Genomic DNA, 13712 nt, shown 5'->3' on the forward strand with positions numbered 1-13712 from the left:
AATCTAAAAACCTTGTTGGGTAAGACTTTTAGACCTTTTGTCAATCAAAAAGTACTGGATATGGGAGTGATCGGGGGGAAATTTAGGCACTTTTTCCCTGAAAATTAGGTAATTGGCCACCTCAAAACTGGTAAAACCCCACACCCCACACCCCACACCCCACACCCCACACCCTGCCACCACCGAAAAACTTTTTGCCGCAAACCCTAACTAACCTCCCTTTTTATCGATACTATTCACCCAGATTACAGAGGTCGATAGACACGGTAATCAATATTGGGGAAAATATTATCGATTTCCTCGACTTTTTGCAACCAACCGGCATCAATCTTCTCGGATTTCACATCTTCATAGATTTTATTTAACCGCAGCAGGTGGGAACGAGTGCGCCGGACAGCATAGGGAACCATTGTACCGGTTCGCATAATAAAGGCCCAGTCAGAAGATTGTGCTAATAATAACTCCCGGGCTGCCTGATTTAAAGCCCGTTCCTGCAATTCATCCTCCGCTTCATGATGACTTAATTCAATCATCCGTTCCGTGCCTTTGTGTAGGTGAGGATAGATCCAAGCGTTAGTTTCATTCAGCCAGTATTCATGGAAACCCTTATAACCCCAACTGGATTGGGAAGGACGACAGACCTGCTGATTGGGGTTAGCCCGGAGATAATCGGCTAAATGGGTCATTTGGTAGATATTTTGGTCATACCAAGACTTACGGAACAGAAAATCAATAAACCAGGGTCCCTCATACCACCAGTGACCGAATAACTCGGCATCGTAGGGAGAAACAACAAGGGGAGGACGGCCCATAATTCCGGCTAAACTCTCCACTTGCCGCTCGCGATTATACATAAAATTGCCCGCGTGTTCGGCGGCTTTTTCTTTGGCCCAGTAGGGGTCATAAAGCCCTTTTTCCGATAAACCACCGTCCCGGCTAGTAATTTTGTGGTATTTGATGCCGATATTCTTGCGTTGACCGTTGGGCATGATATAGGGCTTAATATATTCGTATTCCGCTTCCCAGCCCAAATCTTTATAGAATTCCCGATAGACCACATCCCCCGGATAACCAACTTGGGAAGACCAAACCTGTTGAGAAGATTCGTGGTCACGACCGAAAGCAGCCACCCCGGTTTCCGTGAAAATGGGCGCGTAACTGCCGTAACGGGGGCGAGGACGACCGTAGAGAATACCGTGGCCATCGACGAGGAAATAACGAATGCCCGCATCGGCTAACATTCTTTCTACCCCTTCATAGTAGGCACATTCCGGCAACCAAATGCCCTTGGGACGACGACCGAAATTTTCTTCGTAGTGTTGACAGGCCACCTCAATTTGCGCCCAGACCGCTTGCGGGTACATTTTCATCAGGGGCATATAACCGTGAGTCGCACCACAGGTGATAATTTCTAGGTTATTACTGTCGAGGAATTGTTTAAAAGCTTTGACCAGATCTCGATCGTATTTTTCCCAAGTTTGTCGGATACTTTGGAAAGATTCAGCGTAATATTCGGCTAAGTAGCGAATATGGCCATTGTGTTGATTATGGTCGATTTCTTTAGCAATTAATTCTTCTAACTTACCTAAGTGTTCTTCATAACGCTCTTGCAGTAACGGATCCCGCAGCATCGACACCAAAGGCGGAGTCATGCTCATGGTCATTTTAAAATCGATACCGTCCCGCTTGAGACCTTCAAAAACTTGCAGCAGAGGGATGTAGGTTTCTGTGATTGCTTCGTATAACCATTCTTCTTCGAGGACGTAATCGCTTTCGGGATGGCGGACGAAAGGGAGATGAGCGTGGAGAACTAGGGCAACATAGCCAAAAGCCATAGGATTTCTTCTTAGAATTAAGGAATAAAACTTTAAGATTAGGTTGAGTAGATTTTATACTATCTTAAGCTTCTACAATAAAGAATATGATAAAAGTCGATCGATCGTCGATCGATCTCGTCAATCCCTAGGTTTACTAATTTTCCGATGCTCCCATCTAACGAGCCACTGACTGCTTTAGGGAGAGAGACGTTGTCGCCTCTCTCGATTCAACTTTTGCTGTTTGTTGATGACCGTCCCAGTTCTCAAGAAATTATCCGTCAAATTCAGTCCTATCTCCAGTCTTTAAAGTCTGATTACCCGATTGACCTACAAATTATCGAAATTCGCCAGCAGCCTCATTTAGTCGAACATTTTCGCCTTGTAGCTACCCCCGCCTTGGTCAAAATTGCCCCCGTCCCCCGCCATACCCTCGCGGGCAGTAATCTGGTGGAACAGTTTAAAAAATGGTTGGTACGCTGGCAAAAAGCGATTAAAGAGGAGGTCAAAAATCATCACGCTGAGGATGCACAAGTTCAAGAGGTGGAACATTCGGGCGAACTCATCCGCATCGCCGATGAGGTTTTTCGTCTCAAACAAGAAAAGGAAGAATTATTAGAACAATTAAAATTTAAAGACCAAATTTTGGCTATGTTAGCCCACGATTTACGCAGCCCTCTCACCGCTGCTTCCATCGCTGTGGAAACCCTAGAATTAGCCTATCATCAACCAGATACGGAGCGCAGTCTGCAATTACGAGAACAACTGCACCAACAGGCCCGCAAACAGTTCCGGATTATGAACCGTTTGATTACGGATATTCTGCAAGCTTCTAAGAGCATGGCGGCGCAATTCACTCTCCAACAGAGTAAATTTTATCTCCAATCCCTCTGTCAGGAAATTTTGTCTCAATTTACCGATACTTTTCAGGAAAAGACTTTAATTCTCCAAAGCGATATCCCCCAAGATCTGCCCCCCGTCTATGCTGACGAGGAGTTAATCCGACAGGTGATTATTAATCTCTTGGAGAATGGGATCAAATATACCCCCGCTGGCGGCGCAATTACCCTTTCTGTCCTCCATCGTACTACTCAAAAAGTACAGGTAAGCATCAGTGATACCGGCCCCGGCATTCCCGAAGAAAAACAAGAGCATATTTTTGAGGGTCATGTGCGTCTCAAACGGGATGAGGGTAAAGAAGGTTATGGCATCGGTTTATCGGTCTGTCGCAAGATTATTCGCGCCCACTACGGTCAAATTTGGGTGGATAGTGTCCCCGACCACGGCAGTAGTTTTCACTTCACCCTGCCAGTTTATCGCTAAAATGCTCCGCTAACCAAGCATCAATGTCCCCTAAAACTAAGTCGGGGATTTCCCAGGGGAACAGATGGGCCGTATCTGGGTAACATTTCCACCCAGACAGTTTCAGGTTTTCGGCCGTTTCTTGGCTCGAGGCACTGGTAATATGGCGATCCTTTGCCCCCGCCAGAACTAGGCAGGGAATTGTAATTTTGTCAAGAGATTTTAAACAATTGTAACCTTTTTTTAAAGCCCGATTTAAAGCGCGATCGGCAAATGGAGAAGTGCGTAAGTAGGCAGGAACAGCATCTTGAGCGAGGTATTGATAGGCGATCGCTTGATGTTGTGAAAAAAGGTACTGAAACAGGGAACGACGAGCAAAAGTATCAATATTCCAACGCCATCCCGGTTTGATCTGATTGAGAATTGCCGCAATCCCCGTCAAAACTAAATCTGTGGTGGTGATAGGAGGATGACTACCCCAAGGCCGCGCGGCCGAGGCCACTAGAATTAAACCAGGAAAGCGCTCCGGATGCCGCAATACTAATTCCAGTGCGATTATACCCCCCAAAGACCAACCGAGAATTAAACATTGCTGGATTTTTTGGCGATCGAGCAGCCCGATTAAATCCTCTAGATGTTCTTCTAGCTGAAAATCGCGGCGATAACGACTTTTACCGTAGCCGCGCAGATCCGGGGCCAGGGTTTGCCAGCGTTGGCAAAAATGATCGGTAAATACAGACATACTGGCTGCCGAACCGGGATGACCGTGCAGACAGAGGAGCGGATAGCCATTACCTTTGATGTTAACGTTTAGATCGATCGACATTGATCAGTTATCAGTTATCAGTTATCAGTTAAGCTAAGACGTATTTAAACCGCTTATTCTTAGATTAGCCGAATCTCCTCCAATTCCTTTACTGTTGCAAGAGTGCAAGAGCGCAAGAGTGCCTCGTCTGGCCCAAGCAATTTAAATTACGAACAGCTTAAGCGAGCAGTATTAAATAGCAGTTTCCTACTGTCTTTTCACTGTTCACTGCTTACTGTTTACTGATCACTGATTATTGACTGGGATATATGAGCGATCGAGTCTCTGGTAAGTCATACTAGAGAATGGGAGAGAGTTGGTCTAGAGGTTGCGGGATCATTTGATCAATGATTCCGAGGAAAGTCCGAACTCCCGAAAGACCACACTTGCTGGATAACGTCCAGTGCGCGCGAGCGTGAGGATAGTGCCACAGAAAAATACCGCCTCCTTTTTCAGTAATCAGTAAACAGTAACGAAAGTAAATTCACTGATAACTGATCACTGATTGGGGGTAAGGGTGCAAAGGTGCGGTAAGAGCGCACCAGCAGTATCGAGAGGTACTGACTCGGTAAACCCCGGTGGGGAGCAAGGTGGAGGGACAAAGGTTGGTCTTTTTCCTGTCCCTTTTTTAGGAACCGCTTGAGGTAATTGGTAACAATTATCCCAGATAGATAACCTCTATTCCAACAAAGGTAAAAGCGATTTTACTGCTGTTGGGAAATACAGAATTCGGCTTATGTCTGACTCTCTCCTTTATCAGTTATCAGTTATCAGTGATCAGTTATCAGTTATCAGTGATCAGTTATCAGTGATCAGTTATCAGTGATCAGTTATCAGTATTCAGGAGTTAGTTATCAGGAGTCAGGAGTCAGTATTCAGGAGATAGGAGATTGCTTTTATTTATTCTCCCCATCCCCCATCCCCCATCCCCCATCTTCCCGCTCCCATGTCCTTAAGTGATCCGCGTCGCCAAAAACAATTAAAAACCCTAGTGGAAAAGCTGGGTTTATCGGCTGATGTCCCCGTCAGGTGGGATTTATTAGATTTAGCTCTAACTCATCCCAGTATTTCCCGTGATAAGAATTATGAACAATTGGAATTTGTGGGCGATTCTGTGGTAAGACTCGTGGCGGCGGAGGTATTGTTAGAAACCTATCCGGAGGCGCTAGTGGGAGAATTTGCCGCCCTGCGATCGATGATGGTTAGCGATCGCACTCTGGCGGAATTTGCGGATCGCTACGGTTTCGAGCGTTATTTGTTGGTATCAAATAGTACAAGTATTGATCATGCGGGGCGAATTTCCCGACTAGCAGACGCTTTTGAGGCGGTCTTGGGGGCTTTATATCTTAGTACACAGACTATGGTTTTAGTGCGTTCTTGGCTAGATGAACCCCTAAGGGAAAAAGCGGCCGAAATTCGTCGAGATCCGGCCCGACAGAATTATAAGGATGCCTTGCAGGAGTGGACACAAGCAAAATACAAAAAACTGCCGCAATATTTAGTAAAAGAAATCAATAGTTTAGATCAAGAACGTTTTTGTGCGGAAGTGTGGTTAAATGAGCAGAAATTAGGAGTGGGAACCGGCAGAAGCAAAAAAGCGGCGGAACAGGCAGCGGCGAAATCGGCTTTTCTAGAAGTGGTTAAAGGCTAAATGAAGGTATTTTTACCTAACGGAGGAATTGCCAGAGGCGAATTTTAAGATCATAATTACCACTAGCCAAATACTGCCCATCGGGACTAAAAGCCAGAGATTCCACCCAGTCGGAATTATTATCAAACCAGGCCAACTGTTTACCCGTCGTCACATCCCATAAACGCACACCGTCATTACTGGCACTAGCGAGAATTTGTCCGTTAGGATGGAGTGCGAGGGAGCGAATTCGGGACGTATGACCGATGAGGGTAAATAATAACTTATTATTGCTCGTATCCCAGATTTTAATCGTGCGGTCTAAACTACCCGTAATTAAATTTTTACCGTCGGGAGTGTATAAAAGCTTGCTAACCGCTTGGGGATGGGCGGAAAATTTCGATAAAAATTTGCCCTCGCGGATGTCCCAAAAATTTACCTCACCGTTTTCATGACCACTAGCAAGGGTGACACCATCGGATTTCACCCCTAGGGAATAAACAAAATTACCCACCCAATTTAAACGATAGAGGGGACGGCGGGGAGGTTGCACTGTCCAGAGGCGAATTCCTTCCAAACCACCACTAATTAATGTTTTACCATCGGGAGTAACGGTGAGGGCGAGGACAGTATTACCGTGTTCGAGGGCAACTCCTAAATACTTGCCTTCCACCAGATTCCAAAAATTAATGGAACCATCTAAACCGCTACTAACTAATAATCTTTCGTTGGGACTAATGGCTAAAGCTTTGACGCTGGTTCTTTGGGCGCGAGTTTGGGAGACTTTTTGCCCTGTTTTTACTGACCAAATTCTCAGGAGAGGATCCGTATCACTACCACCAGCGAGAACCAATTGGTTATCGGGGCTGAAAATCACAGCATTAGGGGTGGATTGTTGCCCTTCTAAGGTTTTAGCGAGGGTAAGTCTGCCTAAACCTTCTACTAGGATAGTTTCTGGGGTTTTTTCGCCACTTTCAGCCGCGGGTTTAGGGGGGGCAATAGGACTTTGGGCATGACTAAGCTGATGTTGCCCAATTGTCAGCGTGGTTAGAACACTGACCACAATTGCCCCGACAAGTTTCTCCCCACCGATAAATCGGAATTTCATAAATTTAGTTGAATATTAACAAATGAACGGTGCTATAGATTCTAGCCTTTGAGGGGATTGGTTGCCAAGCAAGGTGAGATTTTTGAGCTAAGAAGGTCGATTTTTTTCGTTTTTCAGGGTTGGTAAAGCCACTTGACCCGATTGGGGCGGTAAATAATATCTTGCTGCTTCTTCTCTGTTGATTACCTTGCTTTTTTGGCTCTGTTGCCACCGGGCTAAAATAGCGATCGCCATAATCGTTGCCCCTAAAGATAGCAGTGTCCATCTTTGTCCTACAACCCCGATGATGACATCTACTGCCGCTGCGGTAAAGATAAAGCTAGTTATTGGTTCTTGACGGTAAGCTTTCTTGAGAAAACGCGGCCAGAGGAGATTACTCATTTTATCTATTATTTCTACGGTTTCGATAATTCCAGCTTATCCTATCATCCTGAAAAATGTTGTCGATCGAGGTGATGGGGGGTTTTCAGTGAACAGTAAACAGTGAACAGTAATCAGTGAACAGTAATCAGTAATCAGTGAACAGTATGTCTCGTGCAAAAATCAAAAATCTTCTTTTAGGTGAGGACAATCCGAGACAAGAGGAGAAAAAAGACAAGAGACAACTACTAAAACCATAAAACCTAAGATTATGTCAAATTTATCTCAAGTTTTCGATATTTTGAACTGATAGCGGCTCGATAACTGACTTTTGCAGGAGGTCTAGTAAACAGTGAACTGAAAACTCGGCTCTGATAGGCTGATATAGTAGCTATCGGAGACAAAAGTTAGTTTGCATCTAGGTTTAAAAATCCCAGAAAAGAAGATTCGCATATCAAATCAGCAAGGCCGAATAATATTAGAGATTCTACTGCTGAACTGCAAATAATCACCCCCAGAGAATCCGATCCTTTAACAAATACAAAGAGACGATACCCCTTCAAAACCAGTTGATAGGATTATGGTAGTGACCGAAATCAACTTTTAAGAATCTATAATGGGCTTTATTGTCCATTATTATCTAAATAACGGACTAAAAGCCTGTTATATGCACTTTTCCTCGGTATTATCATGGCCTATCCTCTCTACGTCGCTTTTATTTGGCATCAACACCAACCCCTCTACAAATCCTGTCAAACTCGCACCGATGCTTCGGGACAATATCGCTTACCCTGGGTGCGACTGCATGGGGTGAAAGATTATCTCGATTTAATCCTGATTCTAGAACGTTTTCCCAAATTACACCAAACTGTCAACCTTGTCCCCTCTTTAATCCTGCAATTAGAGGATTACGTCAACGGACTAGCGATAGACCCCTATCTTGCTCTCACCGTCACCCCGGAAGCGCAGTTAACCCTGGCACAAAAACACTTTATCCTCGAACACTTTTTCGATGCTAACCATCGTACCCTGATCGATCCGCACCCCCGTTACGGGCAATTATACGCACAGCGTCAAGAAAACGGTCATAGTTGGTGTATTAGCCATTGGAATCTGCAAGATTATAGCGATCTCTTAGCTTGGCATAACCTCGCTTGGATCGATCCTATCTTTCACAGTGACCCAGAAATCGCTGCCTGGTTAGAACAGGGAAAAAACTTCACTTTAAGCGATCGCCAGCGAATTATCTCCAAACAGCGTCAAATTCTGCGTCGTATCTTGCCGCAACACCGGTTAATGCAGGAAACCGGACAACTAGAAATCATTACCAGTCCCTACACCCATCCAATTTTACCCCTGCTGGCCAACTCGGAAGCCGGCCGGGTAGCAGTGCCGAATATGACCCTTCCTCGGCAATATTTCCACTATCCTGAAGATATTTCCCGTCATCTCCGGAAAGCTTGGCAAATCTATATCGATCGCTTTGATAAACATCCTCGAGGACTTTGGCCCTCGGAACAATCCGTTAGTCCCGCGATTCTCCCCGCTGTCGCTAAACAGGGTTTTCAGTGGTTATGTTCCGATGAGGGGGTGTTAGGTTGGTCTCTGGGACATTACTTTCATCGCGACGAAAAAGGCAATATTAGCGAACCAGAATTGCTTTATCGTCCCTACCTTCTGGAAACTAGCAACGGCAATTTATCGATGGTTTTCCGCGATCATCGTCTCTCGGATCTGATCGGATTTAGCTATAGTGGCATGAAAGCGCAAGAGGCCGCTACAGACTTAGTTAAACGCCTAGAAGCGATCGCCGAACAACTGAAAACCAACGCAGAAACCACGACGCTAGAAAAACCCTGGTTAGTTACCATTGCGCTAGATGGCGAAAACTGTTGGGAAAACTATCATCAAGACGGTTTACCCTTCCTAGAGAACCTTTATCAACTTTTAAGCGACCATAAAGAGATCGAATTAGTCACCGTCTCCGAATATCTCGATCGCTTTCCCGCTAATGCAAAAATCCCTGTCAATAAACTTCATAGCGGCTCTTGGATCGATGCCAATTTTACCACTTGGATCGGCGATCCCGCTAAAAATAAAGCTTGGGAATATCTAATTTTAGCCCGTCAAACCCTCGCTAATCACCCGGAAGCGACGGAAGATAATAACCCCGACGCGTGGGAAGCATTGTATGCAGCGGAGGGTTCCGATTGGTTTTGGTGGTTTGGTTATGGCCATTCCTCCAATCATGACGCAATTTTTGACCAACTTTTCCGCGAACACCTGATCGCTCTGTATCAAGCTTTAAATGAGCCAATTCCCTCCTATTTGCTCGAACCGGTGGAAGAACACGGTAGCAAACAAAGTAATCGTCCTGAGGCTTTCATTCACCCCATTATCGACGGTTTTGGAGACGAACAGGATTGGGATAAAGCTGGACGGATCGAAATTGGTGGAGCCAGTGGTACAATGCACCGGGTCTCGTTAGTACAAAGGGTCTTTTTCGGTTGGGATCACCTCAATTTTTATCTGCGTTTCGATTGGAAACCGGGGGCAGAATTAGGCAAAGATATCCCGCCTGAAGTGCATTTATATTGGTATTATGATGAAGTGCATCGTCTGCAAAGTCCAATTCCCCTAACAGATATTCCTCCTCGATCGCCCCTCGATTACGGTTATCATCATCATCTAGGAGTTAATTTAATCACGGAATTTACTTGGTTAGAAGTCGCTCAAGAATATTTTACCTGGCAGCGAGTTCCTAGTAGTGCCAAAGCTTCTTTTAATCAATGTTTGGAGATTGCTGTCCCTTGGGAAGGATTACACATTGAACCCGATGCTCGTCTCCATTTAATCGCAGTTTTAGCCAATCAAGGTCAATACTATGATTTCCTCCCCGTTGAAGAATTAATCTTCCTGCAAAGACCTTAAATCAGTGATCAGTGATCAGTAATCAGTAATCAGTAATCAGTAATCAGTGAAAAGACAGATCGATGATCCATCTAAAGAATCCAGTATTAGAGCGGTCTTACTGGGGCTACTCGTGATAGATTTCTATAGGAAAAATAAATTGAAATTGTCTAAGTATGACTAACTGTGCGCTACCTGCATATACAGGCATTCGACCCCGAAAACCTGTTGATATTCTCTTTATTAACCTGAGCAATCTGCCTGGTCGGCCAGTTTATCCTTACGCTTTTGTTCAAGTATCTGCACTTGCTCGACGGGTGGGGCTATCTGTTGTTCGGTGGGATGGGTTGGAGTTGAGCCTACAACACAAGCTTGATTGTATTGCCCAACTGATCAGGAACCACCAACCCCGTGCCGTTGCCTTTACGATTCGACAAGCAGATTCCGTTGCGGCTGATAATTACATCAGCATTGATGCCAAAACTCCTGCCAAAAATCCTTGGTTTCCAGTAGAAGAAACTCGTGCGGCGATTTTACACGTGCGTCAACTAACCGATGCCAAGATTTTTGTTGGGGGCTTTAATTTCACTGTTAACTCTGTATCAGCCGCCGAGTATTTACAACCTGATTTTGGTATTCTTGGTGAACCTGACGAATTTTTCCGGCACTTTGACGAAGTTCTCCAGGGTAGAACTGAGGGAATATCCAACTTAGTCTATCGTGCTAATGGTAAGTGGCAGCAGAATCAACGGGTATTCTGGGGGCCTTTAGACGATATAGAATACTCCGAAGACATTATTGACGAAATATTCCGCTTTCATGGGGAACGCACCCTGCGAAACGCCCATCTTGAAAGTGTTCCGGGTCTCGGTTCCTATAAAGACACAGGAATTTCCATTGCCATTGAAATAGCTCGCGGTTGTCCTTGCGCTTGTGTCTTTTGTTGTGAACCAAAGGTAAAGGGAACTACTGTCCAGTTACGAAATCTCGATGTTATCGAGGCTGAAATTCACAACTTACTGCGCTATGGTCTCAGGTATTACTGGTTTATTTGCTCTGAACTGAATTTTGCCAAGGATCATGTTCTAGAGTTGGCTGAAAGAGTGATTCGCATTAACGAAACATTAGCCAATCCAATATTCTGGCGTTCTTACTTTCTACCTGTGAAATTCAATAAAGATGAATTTCGACTGCTTTTGAGATCGGGGCTGTTGATTGAACAGAGCGCACCCTTTTCAACCTTGAGCGATGAAAACCTAAAACAGATGCGGGAACCCTATCGGGTTAGGCACGCTCTAGAGCATATCAAAAATCTGATGGAACTCAATGAAGAACCAGAGTTCGCCGAAAGACGACAACCCCGTTGGGTACTTTGGTCATGGCTAGGAAATCCATACGCAACACTGGACTCTATTCGTACCACCTTAGAAACTTTTACCAAAAATCAGCTTGATCTAAAGTTTGATGAGGCCGATAGTTATCCCGCTTTAAGGGTTTATGAATGCCTTGATAATCTTCCCCAAGAGGCCAGACAACAAGTGATTACGATTACTCAAAATGAGGAGACTCCCAAAACGCTATTTCACCCATCCTATTACTACAATTCCAAACTCTTACATCATTTTGGGGGGATTGCCGAAGTCCACAATTTCATGCAATATGCGCGGGAAACTTTTCTCTCTAGATACTACAGACTAACACGCAACTGGCGTTTATTTGTCCAAAGCATAGATTTCTCACAGCTAGAGGAATTGATGTCTTGCCTCAAGGGTATTAGCTTAGAAGGAGTTCCACTGCCTCCCTGGGTAGAACACCCAGATCTAGGAACGCTCAACCCAATTTACTGGCAGGAACAGGCATACGCCTTGTTACATCAGGAAAGCTCCAAGTTAAAACAGTTAATCAAGGAAACTGAATTAGACCAAGATGATGGCAATGCCATCCTTGCCTTTATCTTGCACACAGTTTTCTCGGTCAATCGCCAAGAAATGATACCTGTTTTTGAGAAGCTGAAATTGCCTGTTGACCCCGAAGGATATCCACCCCCATCATCCTACCTTACGGTTTCTAAATTAATTAAATTCTATACTAGCGAAACTTCAGTGTTTGAGGTGGTGCAGCAGGAATTCTCTCTTAAACAAGTGACACTATTACACTATTATTTCTATGCTATTGATGTTCGGCTCGATCCCAAATACGCCTTTCTAGCACAGATTTGAATAGGCTAACCTGAAACTTAGGGCGGTGCCGAAGACACCCCGTAGCAGTACACCGATCATCTGGTCGGGTGCTTTATTTTTTCTGGGGTTAATTTTCGGTGACTTCTATTAGATTGCAACATCTGCTCGAAAACTTGACAGATGGGGGTTTGAAAGTGCTGACAAGGCTTTCACCGATATTCAGCAAACCCTAAATATTCCCATGATCTAGCTTTTTCAGGGCGCTGAGAGCATGGAGACGGACGATCGCCTCCCCATCGGCTGCTAAAGTCAGCAAAATACTTTTATTATCCCGATCTAATGCTCCTAAAGCGATCGCTAGAGACTGTTTAACTCCCGTATCACCAAGGATCGCGGGACGGGAGTGATAAAAATTACCGAGAATTTCCCCTGCTTGTCGGCGTAATTTCTGGCAGGTTTGCCGGCCGAGAATAGCGATAATTTCCCGACAAATTAAGACATTTTCGCTATATAAAGCCTTTTCTAGATAATTTAAAGCTTCCCCATCCTCGATCCAGCCCAATGCTCGAACTACAGTTAATTTTAAACTATCGGGAGTTAAGGAAGATTGCAGGAGTGGATTTAAAGCTTTGGCTGAGGTTGCTGTGCCGATACGACCGAGAGCGATCGCCGTTTCTTGACAGATATCGAGGTGGATATCGAATAACAGCGGTTGCAGATGGTTAACTAAATCTGCTTGGGGATAATTTGACCCTAGGTAACTACTAGCTTTAATTGCTTCCCGTCGCACATCGATAGCTGGGTCCTGTAAAGCATCGAGGATAATCGCAGTAATCTGGGGATGGTGAAAACTGCTTAAAGCTTCCATCGCCATGGCCCGAATGGCGCTAGATTCATCCTTAACTACGGTTAAAAGCGGTTCGACAATTTCTGGCCGGCGAATTTGTGATAAAGCTTGTACGGCTAAAAAACGCCTGTTCGAGTCGGACAGTAATTGTCCTAAACTAGAGATCGCAGAACTGCCGATATTAGCTAAAGCTGCCGCAGCCATTTGGCTAACTGCTTCCTCCTCCGATCTTTGCAATAATTGACTGAGAGCGAGAATACAGGCTCGATCATCAAATTGACTGAGAATTCTCGCCAGAAACCAGCGCATTTCCCCATCTTGTTCTTCGGATTCTAACAGGGCAATTAAAGGAGCGATCGCCGATTGCCCGATTTGAGGAAATAGTTTCGCTATCTCCCATCGCTGTTGAAAATCGCATTGTTGTAAAGCTTCTAGGGCTAAATCGAGGATTTCATCGTTAATAATCGGTTCAATAGCATCTTTTTGGTTTAAAAGTCGCTGTATGCTGGCGTTTACTGTCTCCCAGTCTTTTTTATTCAACGCTATCTGAGCTTTTTCTAGCAGAGCTTGCATCGTGAGAAATGGCCTCGATTTTCGTGCTACCTATCCTAAGAATTTGACGCTCCCCGCTCTAAAGAGACGGGGATTCTTCGTTCATTGAGTCTCCGTTAGCAAGCAGGATTTCTCCAACCAACCAAGAGGGAACCTCTCCCGAAGCGTGTAAAGTTTGCGTGCGCCCCACGCTACTTAATCCCT

9 protein-coding genes, 1 other RNA gene and 1 pseudogene are annotated in these 13712 nt (G+C 44.9%); 5 read left to right on the top strand and 6 right to left on the bottom strand.

Translation table 11 applies throughout. The features are described 5' to 3' along the window. Window positions 1-245: 245 nt before the first annotated feature. The gene (locus tag IM319_RS13755) at window positions 246-1835 is read right to left on the bottom strand and encodes a glycoside hydrolase family 57 protein (RefSeq protein WP_287687113.1); all 1590 of its coding nucleotides are present in this window, start codon (window positions 1833-1835) and stop codon (window positions 246-248) included. A 147-nt stretch (window positions 1836-1982) separates the two neighbouring features. On the opposite strand from IM319_RS13755, the gene IM319_RS13760 reads away from it, so the two are divergent. After that, on the top strand, window positions 1983-3137 hold the full coding sequence (locus IM319_RS13760; RefSeq protein WP_286825602.1) for a histidine kinase: 1155 nt from the start codon (window positions 1983-1985) through the stop codon (window positions 3135-3137). Here the strand turns inward: IM319_RS13760 and IM319_RS13765 are convergent. Beyond that, the gene (locus IM319_RS13765; protein ID WP_287735947.1) at window positions 3115-3942 is read right to left on the bottom strand and encodes an alpha/beta fold hydrolase; all 828 of its coding nucleotides are present in this window, start codon (window positions 3940-3942) and stop codon (window positions 3115-3117) included. The two genes, IM319_RS13760 and IM319_RS13765, sit on opposite strands and share 23 nt — an antisense overlap. A gap of 291 nt (window positions 3943-4233) precedes the next feature. On the opposite strand from IM319_RS13765, the gene rnpB reads away from it, so the two are divergent. Together rnpB and rnc are read left to right on the top strand one after the other, a co-directional pair. Beyond that, window positions 4234-4673, top strand: an RNA gene (rnpB, locus tag IM319_RS13770) — RNase P RNA component class A. A gap of 194 nt (window positions 4674-4867) precedes the next feature. After that, window positions 4868-5572 carry a ribonuclease III gene (rnc, locus tag IM319_RS13775; protein WP_287735948.1) on the top strand — a complete coding sequence of 235 codons (705 nt, stop codon included), beginning with the start codon at window positions 4868-4870 and terminating at the stop codon, window positions 5570-5572. Window positions 5573-5588: 16 nt separating this feature from the next. On the opposite strand, the gene IM319_RS13780 is transcribed toward rnc, so the two are convergent. Beyond that, window positions 5589-6659, bottom strand: coding sequence for a WD40 repeat domain-containing protein (locus IM319_RS13780; protein WP_287735949.1), 1071 nt, complete (start codon window positions 6657-6659; stop codon window positions 5589-5591). 87 nt (window positions 6660-6746) lie between these two features. After that, window positions 6747-7040 (bottom strand): hypothetical protein, encoded by a 294-nt coding sequence (locus IM319_RS13785; protein ID WP_287687109.1) that lies wholly within the window; start codon window positions 7038-7040, stop codon window positions 6747-6749. A gap of 669 nt (window positions 7041-7709) precedes the next feature. Between IM319_RS13785 and IM319_RS13790 the strand changes: the two genes are divergently transcribed. Further along, on the top strand, window positions 7710-9950 hold the full coding sequence (locus IM319_RS13790; protein WP_287735950.1) for a glycoside hydrolase: 2241 nt from the start codon (window positions 7710-7712) through the stop codon (window positions 9948-9950). Between the two features lie 155 nt (window positions 9951-10105). Further along, window positions 10106-12148, top strand: a complete 2043-nt coding sequence (locus tag IM319_RS13795; RefSeq protein ID WP_287735951.1) for a B12-binding domain-containing radical SAM protein — start codon at window positions 10106-10108, stop codon at window positions 12146-12148. Between the two features lie 190 nt (window positions 12149-12338). On the opposite strand, the gene IM319_RS13800 is transcribed toward IM319_RS13795, so the two are convergent. After that, on the bottom strand, window positions 12339-13529 hold the full coding sequence (locus IM319_RS13800; RefSeq protein ID WP_287735952.1) for a HEAT repeat domain-containing protein: 1191 nt from the start codon (window positions 13527-13529) through the stop codon (window positions 12339-12341). 58 nt (window positions 13530-13587) lie between these two features. Further along, window positions 13588-13712, bottom strand: a pseudogene (locus IM319_RS22550) (RNA-guided endonuclease TnpB family protein); the annotation flags it as partial.

The sequence above is a fragment of the Microcystis sp. M113S1 genome (assembly GCF_020246945.1).
Classification (GTDB): Bacteria; Cyanobacteriota; Cyanobacteriia; order Cyanobacteriales; family Microcystaceae; genus Microcystis.